The sequence below is a fragment of the Echinicola jeungdonensis genome, assembly GCF_030409905.1.
Classification (GTDB): Bacteria; Bacteroidota; Bacteroidia; order Cytophagales; family Cyclobacteriaceae; genus Echinicola; species Echinicola jeungdonensis.
The window spans coordinates 2,832,482-2,852,343 of the sequence record NZ_JAUFQT010000001.1; the positions used below are offsets into that span (position 1 = coordinate 2,832,482).

The following is a 19,862-nucleotide window of genomic DNA, read 5'->3' on the forward strand; positions in this document are numbered from 1 at the left end:
AAGTAGTGAGAAGATCGGTTACCACGCGGAAAGCGAAGAAAAAAGTGATTTTAGGGTTTTTGTTGGCCCTTTTTTTAGTGTTGAGTGTTAGTGCTGTAACCTATTTCAGTCTTGAAAAACTTTTAAATACAGTAGAGTCCCTTTCGGAACCAAGCGAGAGGGTTCGCCAGCTCAATGGTTTGTTGGCGGATATATATCAATTTGACAAATTAAAAGGCAATTTTCAGGAGGATGGGGATAGCATTTCCGGCCTGGTTTATTTAGAAAGGATAGAAGAGCGTTTAAATGAACTAGAGGGGTTTGCTCAGGATTCTTCTGAATTGAGGTATTTAAAGAGGATCAATTATAATGTCAATGAGCTGGTAGTAGTTTATAATGGTTTAAAAGAGGTGAAACTAAACCTTATGAACCGAAACTTCAGCAGGGAGGCCTTAAGTAACATTGAAACAAAAATCAAAAGACAAGAGGAAATCAATCGTCTTCAAAGTCTGGGGCAAATTAGGTTGGATCATAAAATCAGAAGAACTCCCCCAAAATCTGAAACTCCCAAAAAGAAAGTGGATGCGGATTCTGGTTTTTCAAGCCTGATGACTACCAAGGAAAAAGAAAACCTTCGGGGTATTTTTCAACAGTTTAGGCCAGGTTTGATTGAAGAGGATTCTATCAATAAGGTGGAGCCTCATGCAACGGATTCCATCTTGTATGCGGTAAAAAAATTTCTTCTGGATATAAACAGCCAGGAGCGTCACCTAAGATCAAATTTGGCTGATTTGGAAGCCAAATTAAATGAGAAAAACAAGGCCTTGATTGCCGATACCCAAAAGATTATTTCCAATCTCCAATATGATACTCTGGAGGAATCCAGGGAAAAGAATGAATCCCTATATGACACTGCATTTAGTGTTTCAGTGCTTTTAGGCATCCTGGTGTTTGTTGGGATAGTGGGGTCTTCAGCTTTTATTTATAGCATATTAGCTGAAATGAATAAGGATGAAAATTACCGGATACATCTGGAGAAAGCCAAAGAAAGGTCTGACAACCTTGCAAAAACCAAGCAGAATTTCCTAGCCAATATGAGTCATGAAATCCGGAATCCATTGCATGCCATCCAGGGTTATCAAGCTGCTCTCAGGAAAACCTCCTTATCGGAAAACCAAAGGGATTATAATAATATGGTGGGGTTTGCTGCTGACACCCTTTCCGCTATTGTTAATGATATATTGGATTTTTCAAAGTTGGAGGCAGACAAGGTGATGATTGATAAGTCGCCATTTGACCCTCATAAACTTTTCCGGTCGATCCAGAGCTCATTTGAATTAAAAGCAAAAGAAAAACAAATTGAATTTAACTGGGAACTGGATTTGCCGGAAAATAAATGGCTTCTCGGCGATGAGTTAAGAATCAACCAGATTCTTAACAATCTGATTGGGAATTCATTGAAATTTACTGAAAAAGGTAGGGTAGATGTGATTGTCAGTTTTGATAATATTGGAGTACTGGAAATTACTGTAGCCGATACGGGGATAGGTATGACCGAAGAGTTTAAGTCCAATGTATTTACCGAATTTAATCAAGGGGACAGTTCCATCAATCGGAAATATGGAGGTACAGGCTTGGGCTTAGCTATAGTGAAAAGAATAGTGGACCTGATGAAAGGTGAGATCCAGTTGGAAAGTAAGGAAGGGGAAGGGACCAGTATATATATTAAACTTCCCATAAAAGCCACAAAAGTGCAGGAGGAGGCCCTTGAAAATGTTGATAGTGAATATGATATCCGGGGATTAAATGTTTTGTTGGTTGATGATGATCCTTTGGGCCTGAGATTTGCCAAGCTCCTTTTGGAAAGTAACGGTGCCGTAGTACATGCCTATCAGGGTGGGCTTGATTTTAAGGAAAATTTTAGAGAAGTGGACTTTGACTTAGCTCTTCTGGATATTCAAATGCCTGAAATCAGTGGATATCAGGTGTTGGAAATGTTAAGGAATAATCCCAGGTATAAAAATTTAGTATGCCTTGCTATAACTGCAAATGTTTTCGTGAAAGAAAAAGAAAAAATCCAGAAATCCGGTTTTGATGCCATCGTCTTAAAACCATTCAAGGAAGAGGAATTGATTAAACAAATCGGTAAAAAACTTGGATTGGAGATAAAGGAAAAATCAGGGCCAACAGAAGAAGTCAAAGCCTATAAAACTGATGATGCCCTTTATGATCTGGTGGATCTTCAGAAGTTTTGCATGGGAGATGAAGGCATTTTACAAGAAGTGTTGATAGATTTTTGCGAAACTACCCATAATGATCTGAATGCCCTGGATAAAGCTTTGAAAAATCAGGATTGGGAATCCCTATTAGAGATCTCCCATAAATTGGGAAGCCGCCTTGGGCAATTAAAAATTAATGCTGGAAGGGTTGCAAGAAAGCTGGAGCAGGATCTAAAAGAAGGAAAAACAGAAAGCGCCTCTTCCCTTGTAAAGGCAATTATTACGGAATCTCAAATTGTTCTTGAAAAGATTAATGAGGACCATCACCTTTATTTGAAGACTAGTTGAGGAAAGTTTGGGAAAAATTGGTTCTTCAAGAATGCCTCCTTTTGCAATATCCTGAACAAATATAGCTATAAGAGTCTTAAGACTCGGGAAGTTACGGTCAAAACCTTTAAGAATTAGGTTGCTCCTCCAATTGAAAATCCCATCGTTATATTGTTCTGCAAAACTTTAGGTTGTTGAGGTGGGACACAAGAAGGGATAGTGGTATCAATCCCCCAATTTCAAGGTCTGGAATGGTCCCGTTATATGGATGCTCCATTGAGCCATTGACACATTATTAGTTGGTAATAAAGCACAGGGCTTAACTATCTGTTCCCGTTAATCGATACCATATTTTTCCAATTTATTGTAAAGTGTTTTACGGTCAATATTAAGGATTTTAGCTGCTTTGGATTTGTTATGTTTTACCTCATTGAGGGTTTTGATGATCATTGCCTTTTCCTGTTCTTCAAAAGAAGACTTTAGGTCTTTTGATCCATTGGTTTGGGAGGAGGAATTCTGGGGAAGCATCAAATCCACCGGTAATGCTTCTTTTTGTATATCTCCTTCTCCAGTTAAAAGAACAGCTCTTTTGATAATGTTTTTTAATTCACGGAGGTTGCCCGGCCAGCCATAATTTTTAAAAATTTCTTTAACTTCTTCACTAAAACCGGTGACATCCTTTTCCAGGTTTTTATTGGCATCCGTTAAGAAAATATCAGCATAATGGAATAGATCTTCCACTCTTTCCCTTAAAGGGGTGGCCTTGAGGCTAAATTCATTTAACCGGTGGAAAAGGTCTTCCCGGAATTCTCCTTTTTTCGCCAGTTCTGAAAGGTCTTCATTCGTGGCTACAATAATCCGGACATCTACAGGGATGTCCTTATTGCCACCAATTTTCTTGATTTTTCTTTCCTGTATGGCCCTAAGGAGTTTGATTTGGACCTCATAGCTCAAATTACCAATTTCATCCAAAAAAATGGTTCCATTATTAGCCAATTCAAAGGAGCCGGTTTTGTTTTCCAAAGCTCCTGTAAATGCTCCTTTTACATGTCCAAATAATTCACTTCCTGCCAGTTCTTTAGATAAGGCCCCACAGTCTATGGCAACAAATGGTCCAGAACTCCTTTTCGACTTTTCATGGATCCTTTTGGAAACAAATTCCTTACCTGTACCACTCTCTCCAAGCACCATTACACTCATCTCTGTTGGGGCTACCAAGGAAATATACTGCTCTAATTGAACGGCAGAAGGACTTCTCCCAATAACGTAAATGGAGGATTTTGGCTTTGGAGCAACAGGGTCACTGATTTTAGGGGTTTCCTTGGGTTTAGGTTTGGCTTTTAGGGCCTCCTGAACCGTGGCCAATAATTCATCAGGGTTTACAGGTTTGGTGATATATTCAAAAGCACCCAATTTCATGGATTTTACTGCCGTTCTGATATCAGAGTAATTGGTGATCAAAATGACCCTGATCTCAGCATTTTTTGCAATGATGTTTTCCAACACCTCCATGCCTGTTCCGTCAGGTAAGCGGTAATCCGTAATGACCAGGTTAAATTTTTCCTTTTCTATTAATGCATAGGCATCACTGATCTTGGTTGTTGAAGTTATGTTGAAACCATGCTTTTCCAAAAAGGTTTTTATGATTTTTGAATAGGTGAGATCGTCTTCGATCAATAATATATTTCCCTTGGACATTCTGAATTGGTTTGAATATTTTGAGCTTTGTGTAAATTAAGCCACTTTAATGCCATAAATGGCAAAGGAGAAAAAGAGTTTGAAATTTTTCTCCTTTAGTATGAATTAAGCTTTGTGAAACCCCTTGGTAGCCTTTGAGTTGGGGTAAGTTTTAGCGGCTGTTGCTTGATTGCTATAGTTACAAAAATAACCAAAAAATAAAGAAAATGCACCTGATTATTTTAGGTCAAAATTTAAAATATTTGAAAACATTGAAAAAATTTAAACTTCAATAAGCACATTGGTCAATAATTATAATATTGCCAAAGTTCCTTTTCCCTTTATTGTGCTTTTTTTGTAACAGCCTAAGGGTATTGCCTACCATCAAAAAATCATTCAAAAAAATAGTTTTTGGTATGGTTAGCTGCCTGTTTTTTCAATGGGTATAATAAAGTAATTATATCCCATAACAGTGGCGTTTTAACCCTAATGATTGTCTGGGAATATCATAAAAGATCGAAGGAAGGGGCTAAAGTGAGGATTAATTTCATAAAAATAGTTAGTAGAAATATTCTTTAATAAAGTCTACTCTCATGTCAAATCTTTTATTTCAAAATGAATAACTTGCATAAGTTGGGAGGGGGAAAGTATTAGTTTCCCATTAAAGTACTACTATCTGGCCATTTTCATTGAAGGTTGCCATGATGGTTAGGCTTTCTTCATCCTCAAAGGTTAGGTCATAAAATACCTTGCCTTCTTTTTTTATTTTCTTGGCATTTACCAGGTCCAGGCTAGAGAAGAAATTGTCTTTTTTAACGTTATGGGAAATGTCCTTAGGTATTTCTTCCAAGAGAATCTCTTCGGGCGAAAACTGAGAATTAGAAGAAGCAATGGTTTTTTGTCCTTCACCGCCTTTTCCTGAAAACTGGTTACCCTTTTTTGGACTGCATGCTACCAATATTAATAGCAGTCCTATCAAATAAATGGGGTTCTTTTTCATTTGGAAATTCCTTTTCTACTCAACATGCTCCTATCCTGCTGGTTAATTTTTGGGCCGTTGGGAAATTGGTTTTAAATTTAAATTAGGTTGTTGTTCACCTGTTCCAAGGTCCGATAATTAAGATAAGCAGGAATGTGAATATTGATTTACAAACATTATTACTATTACTTCAATTCATTCATCATAGTTTGTGCCATACTAATAAAGTGGTTTTAAATCCTTGAAAATGAGTTTTATGGGTGTGTAAATGTGGAGGTTTTCCTCAATTTGGGGAGCAGATTTGACCAAGAGTTAATAAATAAGGGGTATGATTAAATGGGTAAGCCAGAAGTTTGATGAATTTAAGTTCAGGGTAGAAGAAAAATTATCCATAATCTACTTGGAAAGGGGAAAGCTGATTTTTTACCCCTAATTCCTTTTGTTTTGAATCCTGATCGATAAAAGGTAACTTTGTACCATAACTTAAACAAATAACTCTTTGCTTGCATAATGCCCTTGGGTGCGTGAACCCAAGGGTTTCTTTTTTTTGGAGTGAAGAAAGCAAAAAAAATCCGCTAAATTGCATCGAAATATTTTGATTAATTATGAATTCAGCAGCCCCAATTGGAATTTTTGATAGTGGGATAGGGGGACTCACCGTTGCCAGGGCGGTAAAAGAAATCCTTCCCAATGAACAAGTCATATATTTTGGTGATACCGCCCATTTGCCTTATGGAGATAAAAGTACCGCCGCTATCCAAGCATATTCTGTCAAAATCGCAGATGTTTTACTTCGTTCCGGATGTAAATTGATTTTGATTGCCTGCAATTCCGCTTCCACAGCTGCTTTTGAATTGGTAAAGGCTTACGTTGCCTCTAGAGCAAAGGTTTTTGACGTAATCGAACCTGTTATTCAGTATTTGAAAGAAAATCATAAAGGAAAAAAAGTTGGTTTGATCGGAACCAAGCAAACCGTTAGATCAGGAGTATATCGCCATAAAATTGATGCATTAAGTTTGGGAATTGAGTTTGCTGCCTTAGAAACCCCGCTTTTGGCTCCTATGATTGAAGAAGGCTTTTTAAGTAATACCATCAGTCAGGCAATTATCAAAACCTACCTGGATGATCCTCAGCTGCAGGGATTGGAGGCTTTGATTTTGGGTTGTACCCATTATCCCTTGATAAAGGAGCACATAGAAGCTTTGTACGAAGGTAAGGTTGAGGTAATCGATAGCTCAGAAACGGTTGCTAAGGCAACAAAAGAATTTTTGGCAGAACATCAATTATTGAATCCTGGTAAAGGTGGAAAGGACCATTTTTTGGTGTCTGATTATACTCCGGCATTTGAGCATACCACCAAGTTGTTCTTTGGGGAAGAGGTAAGCTTGGAAAAATACCCATTATGGGAATAGAGGGGTTTTGCGGATGTGAAAATACAATTAGTTATTGTTTAACCGGATTGTATTGCTGATTGCATAAAACAATTGGTGAAGGGGTCACTTGAAGGGCTTTTCTATCTTAAAATCATATTTTTTATCGTAAAAATTCTCCTAATGCCTTTTAAATTTTTATAATAATAAGGGGAATTCAAGGTTTTGTTAATATCCTCTAAATTATAACGCGAGTCAATAAGCCCCATTGGTATATACCCTTCTTGGTTTTTGCAGGAAAGAAAGTGAAATAAATTACCGGGTTTTACCCCCTGCAACTTTATCCAAAATACTTCGATAAAGTTGATTATTGTACCCTATGTGGGGTTTTGTCATAACTTTAAATAATCTCTTTGTTAAAATTGAATTTTTATGGAGGAAATTAGGTTATGAAAGCATTAAGGATTTTGATGGAAAGTAATAAAAATGCCTTAAATTTGCACCTTCAAATACTACCTGCGAAAACCCGATGAGTGATCAAATCAAACACGAGTGCGGGATAGCCATGATAAGGCTCCGCAAACCCCTTCAATATTATATAGACAAGTACGGCACACCCTTGTACGCAGCCAATCGCCTTTATGTGTTGATGCAAAAGCAGATCAACCGTGGCCAGGACGGCGCTGGAGTTGCCAATATTAAAATTAACAGCAAACCGGGTACCCGATATATCAGCAGGTACCGGTCCATTGACCAACAAGCGGTGAATACCATTTTTGGCAAGGTCGCCAAAAAGTTTAAAAAAGCTAAAAAGAACGGGGGAGAAAAAGCATTGTTGGATGCCGAGTGGGTGAAAAACAATGTGGCATTTTCCGGGGAAGTCTGGCTTGGACACCTACGTTATGGAACTCATGGTGAAAATAGCATAGAAACCTGTCATCCCTTTTTAAGGCAAAATAACTGGAGAAGTAGAAACCTGGTCATGGCAGGAAATTTTAACATGACCAATGTGGAAGAACTTTTTGGGAAATTGGTGGAATTGGGACAGCATCCCAAAGAAAAAACCGATACCGTTACCGTAATGGAAAAAATCGGCCACTTTGTGGACGAAGAAAACCAAAGGATCTTTAATAAATTTAAAGGAGATTATTCCAATCTCGAAATTACTGATGTTATTGAAAGGGAACTGGATGTAGCCAGGATCCTTAGAAGGTCTTGCCGGGACTTTGATGGGGGGTATGCCATGGCAGGGATAATTGGAAATGGTGCCAGTTTTGTTGTTAGGGACCCCTCCGGAATCCGCCCTGCATATTATTATGCGGATGATGAAATTGTAGTTATTGCTTCTGAAAAGCCGGCTATTAAATCTGCATTTGATATTGATTACAAAGCTATCCAGGAGATCAAACCTGGAAATGCTTTAATTGTCAATAAAGATGGCTCCTTTGGAGAACATGAAATTACCCCGCCAACCACTAAAAAATCCTGTTCCTTTGAGAGGATTTATTTTTCCAGAGGTACCGACCCGGATATTTACAGGGAAAGAAAAAATTTAGGTAGGGCCCTTATCCCTCAGATACTACATACCATTGATTTTGATCTAAAGAACACCGTCTTTTCTTATATCCCCAATACCGCTGAAACCGCATTTTTGGGATTGATAGAGGGCTTAGAAGATTACCTGAGTACCAAAAGAAGAGAAGTCTTGTTGGATGGAAAGCCTCATCTTGGGGATGTAGAGGAGTTGTTGCATTTCAGGCCCAGGGTAGAAAAATTGGTGAGCAAGGATGTGAAATTACGAACATTCATTACCAATGACAGTGACAGAGATGTAATGGTGGCCAATGTTTATGATACTACCTATGAGGTAATAAGATCTGGAGTGGATACCATTGTAATATTGGATGATAGCATTGTCCGTGGTACTACGTTGGAAAAAAGTATTTTAACCACATTGGACAAACTTCATCCCAAGCGTATCATTGTTGTTTCTTCAGCACCACAAATCAGATTTCCGGATTGTTATGGAATTGATATGTCCAAGATGAAGGAATTTATAGCCTTTAGGGCAGCTTTGAAACTATTGGAAGATACGGGGCAAAAATTCATTTTGGAAGATGTATATGAAAAATGTGTTTCTGACCCCCAGGCTACGGAAAACTTTGTAAAGAAAATTTACGATAATTTTACTGATCAGGAGATTTCTGATAAAATTGCTGAAATTATCACTTCGGATAATATTCAGGCTGAGGTGAAGGTGATATATCAAACCGTTGAAAACTTGAATAAAGCTTGTCCTGACCACTTGGGAGACTGGTATTTTACCGGTAACTTCCCAACCCCAGGAGGTATGCGGGTGGTTAATAAATCCTTTGTCAATTTTATGGAAGGAAAGGCCATAAGGGCTTATTAAAAATAAAAAAAACTACAGAAAAAGAGGTCATTTAACAGAATGGCCTTTTTTTGTATCCACTTCAATAAATCTATAAGTCTAAACATAAAGTAGATAAAATAATGAGTATCAATACCGCATTTTTAAAGGAAGTTTGTGAAATCGCAGGGGCACCTGGTTTTGAAAAAAGAATCCGGGACTTGGTTGTAAAAGAAGTTACTCCCTTGGTAGATGAAGTGAAGATTGATAACATCGGTAATGTGATTGCTGTTAAAAAAGGGAAAAATAATCCAGATGGGAAAAAGGTCATGGTGGCTGCCCATATGGATGAAATTGGCTTTATTGTAAATCATATTGATGATAATGGTTTTTTGAGATTCCATACTTTGGGAGGTTTTGATCCCAAAACGCTAACTGCCCAAAGGGTAATTGTCCATGGGAAAAAAGACCTGGTAGGGGTAATGGGAAGTAAACCCATTCACGTGATGTCTCCGGAAGAAAGAAATAAAATGCCCAAAACCACGGATTATTTTATTGACCTAGGCCTTCCCAAAGAAGAAGTGGATAAATATGTTAAGGTGGGAGACCCAATTACCCGTGACAGGGAATTGGTGGAAATGGGAGATTGTGTCAATTGCAAATCCATAGATAATAGAGTAGCTGTCTTTATATTGATTGAGGCTTTGAAAACCCTGGAAAATCCACCGTATGATGTATATGCAACCTTTACTGTCCAGGAAGAAGTGGGACTTAGAGGGGCAAATGTAGCTGCCCATGGGATCAACCCTGATTTTGGTATTGCCCTGGATACTACGGTTGCTTATGATTTGCCCGGTGCTTCTCCACATGAAAAAATCACAGAGTTAGGAAAAGGTACTGCAGTTAAAATTATGGATGCGATGACCATTTGTGATTATAGGATGGTCGAATTCATGAAAAAAACGGCCGATAATAAACAGATCCAATGGCAGCCAGAAATCTTAACAGCTGGAGGAACTGATACCGCCGGGGTGCAACGTATGGGTAAACAAGGTGCCATTGCAGGGGCAATTTCCATTCCAACACGCCATTTGCACCAAGTTATTGAGATGGCTCACAAACATGATATTGATTCCAGTATCAGATTACTAAATGCCTGCTTGGAGGGAATTGACCAATATGATTGGAAACATTAATTGTCTTCAGTTTTTATTGAATATTTAGGAACCGAAAAAACAAATTCAATCCTGCAATAATGTGGGATGTTATTGGGAGAACAAATAGGCAAGGGTAAAAACAAAGTATGAAAGGCCTTTTCTGATAAAGGCCTTTTTTATTTGACTTTTTTCTTGGGTAGCTTTTTTGATAGGTATTTGTGAAAATCCAGGTAAAAAGTGTGTTCATGGTTGCTGAGACTGATGGATGTTTTATCGTCAAAGACAATTGTAATCTGCCTGAATTCCTTTTTATTGGTGATGACCACCTCTTCCTGCCAGGCTAAAATCTGGTCCAAGTAATAAGATTTCTTGAAGCCTTTTAAAGGAAGTTTAACTTCTATTTTTTCTTTTCCGGCTGATATAAACCGGTAGCCAGCCATCATTTTTACCAGGATCATCAATATTGCCAAGGTTAATAAACTGGCACTGATCAAATAAAAAAACAATCCATACGACTGTTCGGTGCTAAAATCGTGTAAAATATAAGTTAGGCCGGCAATCAAGATGATGACCACTGTGCCAAGGGAAATATAAGTGGATCTTTTAGGTTTACAATTAATCATAGTTGGCTTTTAATTCATCAAGCTTGTTTTTTGAAAAACGGATCAAATCCGGGAAAAACTTTTCAAAATGGCTTTTAAAGGTAGATTCATGCTCTCGTAATGACAAATGGGCAGTTTCCATTTTGGAATCGAATGCAGTTCTTTTGGAAATTCCGGTTAGGGATTTCCGAATCCCTTCAAGGGTTCCATAAGACACAAGCCAATTCTCCTTTTCCATAAAATGAAACAAATAAACAAAACTAACAGGTAGGTTGCCTTCAAATTGAGAAATGGTTTGGTATACTTGATCAGCAAATTCCTGAATACTTCGGCTGTCATAATTTTCCCAATATTTACTTAAGAAATAATCAAAAAATATATCAGTAATGACCATGCTGTACCTTCCAAATTTTGGCTTAAGGATTTCCTGGGCCTTTTTCACCTCTTGATGGGTATCAGTAAATTCATCTATTTCCCTATGCAACATGATTCCCAAGACAATATCCTTTTCAAATTGGTCCCTGAGGTTCCCACGCACAAAATCTCCAATAAAGTTGCCGACCAGCACTTTAGGTTGATCAAAGGATAAATAAGCGTGGGCTAGAAAATTCAAACTGGAAAAACTTTTGGGTTGATGATTTGCTGCGTTGTTAAATAAATTAGTTTTGAATCTTAAAAATAACCATTGATGTCGAAAATACAGGAAGAATTAAAACATACTTTACAACTTTTAAAAAAGGAATGGGCAGCAGACCTTCAGCAATATCAAAATAAGATTCAAAGTACCTCTTTGGCAGATAGAAAGAAGGAAGGGGTTTGTTGGTACCCTGTAGAATTGAAAAAAAAGAAATTTGGATTTGGTGAAAGGATGATTGTCGAGGTAGAAAGGATGGATGACCAGGGGTCTCATGGCTTTCAGTCCGGAAAATCAGTCTCTCTTTTTTCAAATGCCCGGGAGGGTAAATATTATCGGGCCAATGGTGTAGTGAATTTTGTAAGGAAAAATATCATGGTCATCACTCTTTCCGGAGGTGGTTGGCCGGAATGGTTGCATGATGGGAAGTTGGGGGTGGATTTATTGTTTGATGAAGCCAGTTACCGGGAAATGGAATTTGCCCTCCATGCAGTAATGAAATCTTCCGAAGGAAGGTTGGGGTACCTTAGGGATGTGATGTTAGGGGATTTGGTAGCCGGTAAAAGTTCCTGGGTTCCGGTAAATTTGCCTGCTCTCAATACCAGTCAAGGTCAGGCCGTTAATGGGGTGATGGAAGCACAGGATCTTGGAGTGATTCATGGCCCTCCAGGGACCGGGAAAACCACAACTTTGGTTGCAGCGGTTCAACTTGCTTTAGAATATCATGATCAGGTTTTGGTTTGTGCGCCAAGTAATGCCGCAGTAGATTTATTGGTGGAAAAATTAATAAATGAAGGAGTGTCCACTCTAAGAATTGGACACCCTGCCCGTGTTGATGATCAAATTTTGTCCCAAACCTTGGATGCCAAAATTGCACAGCATGGGAGTTATAAGGAGTTGAAAAAACTCCGCAAATCGGCTGAGGAATTCAAAAGGTTAGGAAAAAAGTATAAAAGGAAATTTGGACCCGAGGAGCGTGCCCAAAGGAAAAAGTTAATGAGTGAAGCTTCCAGGGTCAAAGAAGAGGCAGACCATCTTGAAAATTACATATTGTACGATGTGTTTCAGCAATCAAAAGTTGTGGCTACGACCTTGGTGGGGGCAAGTAACACGGCCTTAAAAGGTATCCAGTTTCCTGTTGTTTTTATAGATGAAGCTGCCCAGGGCATGGAACCTGCAACCTGGATTCCTATTTTGAAAGGAGAAAGAATCATCATGGCAGGTGACCATTGCCAGTTGCCCCCTACCATCAAATCTTTTGAGGCGGCCAAAGAGGGGTTAAGTGAAACACTTTTTGAAAAAGCCATCAAGAGGCAAAAGGAAATGAGCTGGATGCTAACTCTCCAATACCGTATGCCAAAAATGATAATGGCATTTTCCAATGAATATTTTTACAAAGGTGAGTTAGAGGCTGCACCCAATACCGAACACCATTATTTGGCTACAGAAGAACCAGTTATGGAGTTTATAGATACAGCTGGAAGCGGGTTTGGTGAGCAGATAGAAAAGGATTCCCTAAGTAAATTGAACATGGAGGAAGGCCGGTTTTCCCTGGCTGTGTTGGACCAATTGATCAAAAGGGTTGGGATGGATGGTTTTAGGGAAAATCCATATAATGTGGGGATCATATCCCCTTATAAAGCCCAAGTAAAGCAATTGAATGAAATGGTGGAAGACGGGGATTTTCCAATGGTTAAAAAATTGGATGACCTCCTTACCATTGATACCGTTGATGGTTTTCAGGGGCAGGAAAGGGACCTGATTTTGATAAGCCTTGTCCGGTCCAATGATAAAGGTGAAATTGGTTTTTTGGCTGATACCCGTAGAATGAATGTGGCATTGACAAGGGCAAAAAGAAAACTGATCGTGGTTGGGGATAGTGCTACTTTAGGGAATCATCCATTTTACAAAGCCTTTCTCAATTATGCTGAAAGGAATAATATTTACCGAAGTGTTTATGAATATTTGGAGTTTTAGTCCAGTCCAGGAGGAGTTAGGAAAGCTTTCCTTTTTTATCCATATAAACAAGGTTGAGGTAACTAAGAACATCTCCAAAAGCTTCGGCCGATTGTTCCTGTTCCGGGCTGATTTTTTTTCCTGTCAACCGGCAAAGTAAAAGCCCATAAACCCCATTAAGGCAAACTTGGATTTCATGCCCAAGGTCTTTTCCTTCTGCAGAAAGGATGGCCTCCATAACATGAGGTTTTGCATTATTGTAAATCTGGAAATACTCTTTATCAGTTTTTAACAGATCCCAATGAATTTTGGCCAACCGGTCCACTTCTTTTTGGGTGGAGGAAAGGTGACCGGTTTCAGTGATTCCTTCCTGCTTCATTTGGTCTGACAGGGATAGGAACCAATCTGAAATTTCCTCTTTTTCCTCAGCCGATATGGGATAATGAGAGATGACATATTGACGTATTTCTTCCATATTAAATTGGTAAGAACGGATCAAATCTTCCATTTGGTACATGTATATGATGTACTCTCCAATATTTTGGTTTCTTTTTTTTTCGGCCAGTTGTTTCATAGGGCAATATTAAGGGGGCAAAGATAAGGAGCCTTTTGACCTGTGACAAGGAAGATCTAAGTCAAATGCGGATAAAATGGTTGAAGTGACAGAGAAAGCATTTATAAATAGTGGGTTCTATACTGCTAAAACACTAACTATTTACTACTTTTGCCAACAGAATGAATATGCAAAAAATTAGAAATTTCTGTATTATTGCCCATATTGATCATGGGAAGAGTACATTAGCGGACCGGCTTCTTCAATTTACCAAAACGGTATCCGACAGGGAGATGCAGGACCAATTGTTGGATAACATGGATTTGGAGCGTGAGCGGGGGATTACCATTAAATCCCATGCCATCCAAATGCGGTATGATTATAAGGGAGATGAGCATGTTCTAAACCTGATCGATACTCCCGGACACGTGGATTTTTCATATGAAGTTTCCAGGTCCATTGCTGCATGTGAGGGGGCTTTGTTGATTGTAGATGCTTCGCAGGGTGTGGAGGCCCAGACCATAACCAACCTTTATTTGGCCATGGAACATGATCTGGAGATCATTCCTGTATTAAATAAAATTGACTTGCCCGGAGCAGAACCTGAGGTAATTGCTGAAGAGGTGATGGATTTGATCGGTTGTGACCGTGAAGATATCATTTTGGCATCAGGTAAAGAGGGGACAGGTGTTGAAGACATCTTGAATGCAGTGGTGGAAAGGATTCCTGCTCCAAAGGGAGATGAAAAAGAGCCCTTGCAAGCCATGATTTTTGATTCCGTGTATAATCCCTTTAGAGGGGTAGAAGTGCTTTTCCGGATTTTTAATGGCACTATTAACAAAGGGGATAAAATTAAATTTGTCAACACTGGTAAAGAATATGATGCCGATGAAATTGGTGTTTTAGGAATCCAACAAAAGCCACAAGAATCCCTGAGTGCGGGGAATGTAGGGTATCTAATATCCGGTATCAAGGTGGCAAAGGAGGTAAAAGTTGGGGATACCATTACACATATCAAAAAACCTTGTTCTCAGGCTGTAAAGGGATTTGAAAATGTTAAACCCATGGTGTTTGCAGGTATTTACCCCGTAGATACCACAGAATTTGAGGAGCTCAGAAATTCTATGGAAAAGTTGCAGTTGAATGATGCTTCCCTGGTTTGGGAGCCGGAGACTTCAGCGGCACTGGGTTTTGGGTTCCGATGTGGTTTTTTGGGAATGCTTCACATGGAAATTATCCAGGAAAGGCTGGAGCGGGAGTTTGATATGACGGTGATTACCACTGTACCCTCTGTCCAATTTAAAGCCTTGATGAATGATGGGGAGTACAAATTGATCAATGCACCTTCTGATATGCCGGATACTAATTTGTATAAGCATATAGAGGAGCCTTTTGTTAGGGCATCGATTATCACCAAAGCCGATTATGTTGGTCCAGTGATTCAGTTGTGCATGGAAAAAAGGGGGCAAATCAAAAACCAGGTTTACCTGACAGCAGACCGGGTGGAATTGACTTTTAATATGCCATTGGCGGAAATTGTATTTGACTTTTTCGATAAATTAAAGACCATTTCCAGAGGTTATGCTTCCCTTGACTATGAGCTGAAAGATAACCAACCTTCAACTATGGTAAGGTTGGATGTGATGTTGAACGGGGAAGTGGTGGATGCCCTGTCAGCTATAGTGCACAGGGATAAGGCCTATGAATGGGGGAGAAGGCTTTGTGAGAAATTAAAGGAACTTGTGCCACGGCAAATGTTTGAAATAGCTATTCAAGCGGCCATTGGAACCAAGGTGATTGCTCGGGAGACCGTAAAAGCCATGCGGAAAAATGTATTGGCTAAATGTTATGGAGGGGATATTTCCAGGAAACGAAAACTGCTGGAGAAACAGAAAAAAGGAAAGAAACGTATGAGGCAAGTGGGTAATGTAGAAGTTCCTCAGGAAGCCTTTATGGCTGTTCTTAAATTGGATTAGCCAATTTATTGCCCTGCTTGATTGCTTGAAAATTGAAAAATTCGTTTTAATATAATTGAACCAGGGGAGTTTGGAAATGGTGATGTCCAAACCCGAGCTACCTTTGGCTTAGATCAAATCAATATTATGCCCACAATCATTGACGGAAAAAAAACATCTGCGGAAATCAAAGACGAAATTGCCGCAAGGGTAAAGGAAATAAAATTAGAAGGGGGGAAAACACCCCATTTGGCAGCTGTGCTAGTTGGTGAGGATGGTGCCAGCCAGACTTATGTTGGAGCCAAAGTAAAAGCTTGCGAGCAAGTAGGCTTTGAGTCTACCTTGGTAAGGTTGGAAGATACTGTTTCTGAAGATGAACTGCTGAAAGTGGTGGAGGATATTAATGAAAACCCAGATATTGACGGGTTGATTGTCCAATTGCCACTTCCCAAGCATATTGCTGTGGAAAAAGTGACAGAAAAGATCAAGCCTGAAAAGGATGTGGATGGATTTACCCCTGCCAATGTGGGTAGAATGGCCTTAAATTGGCCTACCTATGTTTCTGCAACCCCCAATGGGATTGTGGAGCTATTGAAGAGATATGAAATTGAAACTTCTGGCAAGCATTGTGTTGTTATTGGTAGGAGTCATATTGTTGGTTCTCCCATGAGTATCCTTATGGCCAGAAATGGTAATCCAGGTAATTGTACTGTGACCCTTACTCACAGTCGCACCCAGAATTTGACTGAAATTACTAAATCAGCCGATATCCTGATTGTTGCTTTGGGCAAACCAGAATTCCTTAAGGCTGATATGGTGAAAGAAGGGGCTGTAGTGATTGATGTTGGTATCCACAGGATCGAAGATGCCTCTAAGAAAAGAGGATTTAGGTTGATTGGAGATGTGAAATTTGATGAAGTCTCCGAAAAAGTTTCAGCCATAACACCTGTTCCAGGTGGGGTTGGACCAATGACCATTGCTTCTTTACTTTATAACACCCTATTGGCAGCTGAGAAGAAAATTTATGCTTAAGCTCAATAGACTTTGATTAAAATAAATTTACAGTCTGTTTCCGGAGTCCAATGAATCTGGAATCAGGCTTTTACAAATAACACCAGCGGTTCAATCACCCGCTTAACCAAAAATTATCATGAACACAAAGACAGCAGTAGATCAAGGATTAATGCTTCCCTTGATGGAGGCATTTTATACAATACAGGGAGAGGGGACCTTTTCAGGGTATCCGGCATATTTTATCCGGTTAGGAGGATGTGATGTTGGTTGTGTTTGGTGTGATGTAAAAGAATCCTGGGAAGCCGGAAAGTGGCCTTTAGTAGGCATTGAAGAAATTGTGGAAGGAGCACTTTCCTATGAAGGAAGGTTAGTCGTTATAACTGGGGGAGAGCCTTTAATGTATAATTTGGACCCCTTGACACGTCTGCTCAAAGCGAAAGGCTTTACAACGAATATAGAGACCAGCGGTGCGCATACTTTTTCAGGAGAATTTGATTGGGTTTGTTTTTCGCCCAAAAAGTTTAAAAAGCCCCATCCTGGAATTTATGAAAAAGCCGATGAGTTAAAAGTGGTGGTATTTCATAAGAGTGATTTTGAATTTGCCGAAACCCATGCGGCCAAGGTTAAAGAAAACTGCAGGAAATTGCTCCAACCGGAATGGAGCAAAGCAGAAACTAATACCAAAAAGATCATTGATTACGTAAAAAATCATCCAAATTGGAATATTTCACTTCAAACTCATAAATTTATGGATATACCGTAAATTTATGCTGAAAACCCAATTTATCCTTTTGCTGACCTTAATCTCCTTTGGGGTATGGGGCCAGGATTATTCCGTGGATGACAGAAGAGCCATAAAGCTCTATCAGGAGGGGAAAGAATTGGTTTTAAAGCGAAGGTACCTGGAAGCCATGGAAAAGTACCAGGCTACCATCAGGAGGAATGATAATTTTTTAGAAGCTTACCGGGATTGGTCCCAATTGTTGCTCAATAGGGAAGATTATGAGAATTCTCTTCAGGTTGCCTTAAGGGGAGAAAGTAAAATCCGCCAAAACGAAGAATTTAAAGATGATTTTGGTTGGCTTCTTACTAAAATTTACCTCAAATCTGGGAATTTCCAAAAAGCCATAGAAAAATTCAAGGAGACAGAAAGCTATTTTTCTGAGGAGCTCAAAGCTTCTCAGGGATATCAGGATATAGCTCGTCAGCTTCGGTTTATTGAAAAGGAAATCCAAAATGCTAAAAGTATAGAAAAGGAAAAGCTGGAAAAGCCTCTCAATAATTTCAAGCTTCAATATTTTCCCGTCCTTACGGCTGACAGTAAACGGATATTTTTTACAAAAAGGGATGGACTGGCCAGGAGTGAAAATGAGGATATTTTTGTGGCCAATTGGCAAAATGGGCATTGGACTCAACCTGAACCCTTGTCAAAAACCATCAATACCATTAATAATGAAGGAACCTGTACCATTTCGGCTGATGGGAAAATTTTAATTTACACCAGTTGTGATGCCCCTGATTCATTTGGCTCTTGTGACCTTTATGTGGCCTATAAAGTCAACGGGTTATGGCAAAAACCAAGGAATATGGGAGAGAAGGTGAATTCCAGGTATTGGGATTCACAGCCCTCCCTTTCTGCAGATGGTAGTATTTTGTTTTTTTCTTCCAACAGGAGAGGCGGATGTGGGGGAAATGATATTTGGTACACCATGCGAATGGATGATGGAACCTGGTCAGAACCGGTTAATGTAGGGGAAGTGGTGAATACGGTTTATGATGAGGTTTCCCCATTTATTTATTTTAATAATGAATTGCTGTTTTTCGCCTCAAATGGGCATATTGGGTTTGGAGGTATGGACCTGTTTACTACAAAAATCAATAAAGGGGTTTTTGAATCTCCCCAAAACTTAGGCTATCCAATCAATGATCATAAAGACCAATTGGCTTTGTTTATTACAGCCCAGCGGGATTATGCTTATTATACAGAAAATTCCCTGAGCAATGGAGTCTTAGACAGGTCTTTTTTGTTTCGTTTTCCATTCCCCAAAGAAATTGATCTTGGAGAAAGGCTTGTAGTGACCGAAGGGAAGGTGATCAATGAAAGGACAGGAAAACCGGTGGAGGCTACATTATCATTGGTGAACCTGGAGAATGACAGTACCATGTATGCTTTTAAATCAGATGGTGAATCCGGGGAGTTTATGATGTTGTACCCGGATAAAGCTTTTTCTGGTCTTTATGTAGAAAAAGAGGGGTATTTGCCCAAAATCTATAATGTGGAAAAGGATAGCCTTAAAGATATTAAGGATATGAAGGTCAGTTTGACTCCTGTAGAAAAAGGGGAGCAGTTTGTTTTTGAAAATGTGTTTTTTGATTTTGACAAAGCCGACCTAAAGAAAGAATCAATGAGTTCTCTTGTTCGCTTAAAGAAATTTATGAAGGAAAACCCTGATGTCGATATTTTAATTGAAGGGCATACCGACAGTGTTGGGGATGATCAGTATAATCAGGATTTAAGTCTCAGGAGAGCTCAAAGTGTAAAAGCATATCTGATATCACAAGGGGTTTCAGGAGGGAAATTGAAAGTGAAAGGATGGGGGGATAAAAAGCCTCTTGTTTCCAACGATACACCTTCTAACCGGGCAAAAAATAGGAGAATTGAAATCGTGATTCAATAATATTGGGGTGTCCGGAATCCGGCTAAGACTTAAAACTTTTTCATTAATAAAAATCTGATTATCAGCTTTCTTGCCAGGAGGAAAATTTGATGAAATAATTCATTTGGATATGTGATTTCAATAAATATTAATTCGTGCCAAACCTAAAATTTGTGAGTCACCTTTTGAGTTGGAGGATTATGGGCGAAATTGCCAATATACAGGAATAAAAAATTCCTTATTCAATTCCCCAAACCTTTTGCCTTCAAATCACTTTCCCTGACGTATTCTCATTTCAAAATTTAAACTGGTATTTTTTATAAGGTTACAGCCTGAAGTTTTTATTTATTTAATCCTTAATAATGAAGAGAATTAAAATGGTAGAGATTTTATTTTTTGTAGGACAAATTCA

14 protein-coding genes are annotated in these 19,862 nt (G+C 39.0%); 9 read left to right on the plus strand and 5 right to left on the minus strand.

Annotation, left to right across the window (positions count from 1 at the left end):
* Positions 1 to 5 precede the first annotated feature (5 nt).
* Complete coding sequence (locus QWY93_RS11810; protein WP_290248463.1) at positions 6 to 2,546, plus strand: ATP-binding protein; 2,541 nt, start codon at positions 6 to 8, stop codon at positions 2,544 to 2,546.
* A 315-nt stretch (positions 2,547 to 2,861) separates the two neighbouring features.
* On the opposite strand, the gene QWY93_RS11815 is transcribed toward QWY93_RS11810, so the two are convergent.
* A complete protein-coding gene (locus QWY93_RS11815; protein WP_290248464.1) occupies positions 2,862 to 4,223 on the minus strand; it encodes a sigma-54-dependent transcriptional regulator in 1,362 nt (453 codons plus the stop codon).
* 640 nt (positions 4,224 to 4,863) lie between these two features.
* On the minus strand, positions 4,864 to 5,202 hold the full coding sequence (locus QWY93_RS11820; RefSeq protein WP_290248465.1) for a hypothetical protein: 339 nt from the start codon (positions 5,200 to 5,202) through the stop codon (positions 4,864 to 4,866).
* A gap of 584 nt (positions 5,203 to 5,786) precedes the next feature.
* On the opposite strand from QWY93_RS11820, the gene murI reads away from it, so the two are divergent.
* From murI to QWY93_RS11835, 3 genes are all read left to right on the plus strand, one after another.
* Positions 5,787 to 6,593, plus strand: a complete 807-nt coding sequence (gene murI, locus QWY93_RS11825; RefSeq protein WP_290248466.1) for a glutamate racemase — start codon at positions 5,787 to 5,789, stop codon at positions 6,591 to 6,593.
* Between the two features lie 487 nt (positions 6,594 to 7,080).
* Positions 7,081 to 8,964, plus strand: coding sequence for an amidophosphoribosyltransferase (locus QWY93_RS11830; RefSeq protein ID WP_290248467.1), 1,884 nt, complete (start codon positions 7,081 to 7,083; stop codon positions 8,962 to 8,964).
* Between the two features lie 101 nt (positions 8,965 to 9,065).
* The gene (locus QWY93_RS11835) at positions 9,066 to 10,118 is read left to right on the plus strand and encodes a M42 family metallopeptidase (RefSeq protein ID WP_290248468.1); all 1,053 of its coding nucleotides are present in this window, start codon (positions 9,066 to 9,068) and stop codon (positions 10,116 to 10,118) included.
* A gap of 137 nt (positions 10,119 to 10,255) precedes the next feature.
* Here QWY93_RS11835 and QWY93_RS11840 read toward each other — a convergent pair whose 3' ends face one another.
* Together QWY93_RS11840 and QWY93_RS11845 are read right to left on the minus strand one after the other, a co-directional pair.
* Positions 10,256 to 10,702 carry a hypothetical protein gene (locus tag QWY93_RS11840; RefSeq protein WP_290248469.1) on the minus strand — a complete coding sequence of 149 codons (447 nt, stop codon included), beginning with the start codon at positions 10,700 to 10,702 and terminating at the stop codon, positions 10,256 to 10,258.
* Positions 10,695 to 11,294, minus strand: coding sequence for an acyl carrier protein phosphodiesterase (locus QWY93_RS11845; protein WP_290248470.1), 600 nt, complete (start codon positions 11,292 to 11,294; stop codon positions 10,695 to 10,697). The genes QWY93_RS11840 and QWY93_RS11845 overlap by 8 nt, the downstream gene beginning before the upstream one ends.
* Before the next feature lie 75 nt (positions 11,295 to 11,369).
* On the opposite strand from QWY93_RS11845, the gene QWY93_RS11850 reads away from it, so the two are divergent.
* The gene (locus QWY93_RS11850; protein ID WP_290248471.1) at positions 11,370 to 13,292 is read left to right on the plus strand and encodes an AAA domain-containing protein; all 1,923 of its coding nucleotides are present in this window, start codon (positions 11,370 to 11,372) and stop codon (positions 13,290 to 13,292) included.
* Positions 13,293 to 13,308: 16 nt separating this feature from the next.
* Here QWY93_RS11850 and QWY93_RS11855 read toward each other — a convergent pair whose 3' ends face one another.
* Positions 13,309 to 13,845 (minus strand): DUF4924 family protein, encoded by a 537-nt coding sequence (locus QWY93_RS11855; protein WP_290248472.1) that lies wholly within the window; start codon positions 13,843 to 13,845, stop codon positions 13,309 to 13,311.
* Between the two features lie 161 nt (positions 13,846 to 14,006).
* On the opposite strand from QWY93_RS11855, the gene lepA reads away from it, so the two are divergent.
* The 4 genes from lepA to QWY93_RS11875 all read left to right on the plus strand — a co-directional run bounded on the left by lepA (position 14,007) and on the right by QWY93_RS11875 (position 19,471).
* The gene (gene lepA / locus QWY93_RS11860) at positions 14,007 to 15,800 is read left to right on the plus strand and encodes a translation elongation factor 4 (protein WP_290248473.1); all 1,794 of its coding nucleotides are present in this window, start codon (positions 14,007 to 14,009) and stop codon (positions 15,798 to 15,800) included.
* A 126-nt stretch (positions 15,801 to 15,926) separates the two neighbouring features.
* Positions 15,927 to 16,811 (plus strand): bifunctional methylenetetrahydrofolate dehydrogenase/methenyltetrahydrofolate cyclohydrolase FolD, encoded by an 885-nt coding sequence (folD, locus tag QWY93_RS11865; protein WP_290248474.1) that lies wholly within the window; start codon positions 15,927 to 15,929, stop codon positions 16,809 to 16,811.
* A gap of 118 nt (positions 16,812 to 16,929) precedes the next feature.
* A complete protein-coding gene (locus QWY93_RS11870) occupies positions 16,930 to 17,556 on the plus strand; it encodes a 7-carboxy-7-deazaguanine synthase QueE (RefSeq protein ID WP_290248475.1) in 627 nt (208 codons plus the stop codon).
* A gap of 4 nt (positions 17,557 to 17,560) precedes the next feature.
* Positions 17,561 to 19,471 (plus strand): OmpA family protein, encoded by a 1,911-nt coding sequence (locus QWY93_RS11875; protein WP_290248476.1) that lies wholly within the window; start codon positions 17,561 to 17,563, stop codon positions 19,469 to 19,471.
* Positions 19,472 to 19,862 lie beyond the last annotated feature (391 nt).

Coding starts and splice junctions, on each gene's coding strand:
- folD (WP_290248474.1), top strand. CDS start 15,927: ATGCCCACAATCATTGACGGAAAAAAAACATCTGCGGAAATCAAAGAC.
- QWY93_RS11850 (WP_290248471.1), top strand. CDS start 11,370: ATGTCGAAAATACAGGAAGAATTAAAACATACTTTACAACTTTTAAAA.
- QWY93_RS11870 (WP_290248475.1), top strand. CDS start 16,930: ATGAACACAAAGACAGCAGTAGATCAAGGATTAATGCTTCCCTTGATG.
- QWY93_RS11840 (WP_290248469.1), bottom strand. CDS start 10,702: ATGATTAATTGTAAACCTAAAAGATCCACTTATATTTCCCTTGGCACA.
- QWY93_RS11835 (WP_290248468.1), top strand. CDS start 9,066: ATGAGTATCAATACCGCATTTTTAAAGGAAGTTTGTGAAATCGCAGGG.
- QWY93_RS11830 (WP_290248467.1), top strand. CDS start 7,081: ATGAGTGATCAAATCAAACACGAGTGCGGGATAGCCATGATAAGGCTC.
- QWY93_RS11820 (WP_290248465.1), bottom strand. CDS start 5,202: ATGAAAAAGAACCCCATTTATTTGATAGGACTGCTATTAATATTGGTA.
- murI (WP_290248466.1), top strand. CDS start 5,787: ATGAATTCAGCAGCCCCAATTGGAATTTTTGATAGTGGGATAGGGGGA.
- lepA (WP_290248473.1), top strand. CDS start 14,007: ATGAATATGCAAAAAATTAGAAATTTCTGTATTATTGCCCATATTGAT.
- QWY93_RS11815 (WP_290248464.1), bottom strand. CDS start 4,223: ATGTCCAAGGGAAATATATTATTGATCGAAGACGATCTCACCTATTCA.
- QWY93_RS11855 (WP_290248472.1), bottom strand. CDS start 13,845: ATGAAACAACTGGCCGAAAAAAAAAGAAACCAAAATATTGGAGAGTAC.
- QWY93_RS11875 (WP_290248476.1), top strand. CDS start 17,561: ATGCTGAAAACCCAATTTATCCTTTTGCTGACCTTAATCTCCTTTGGG.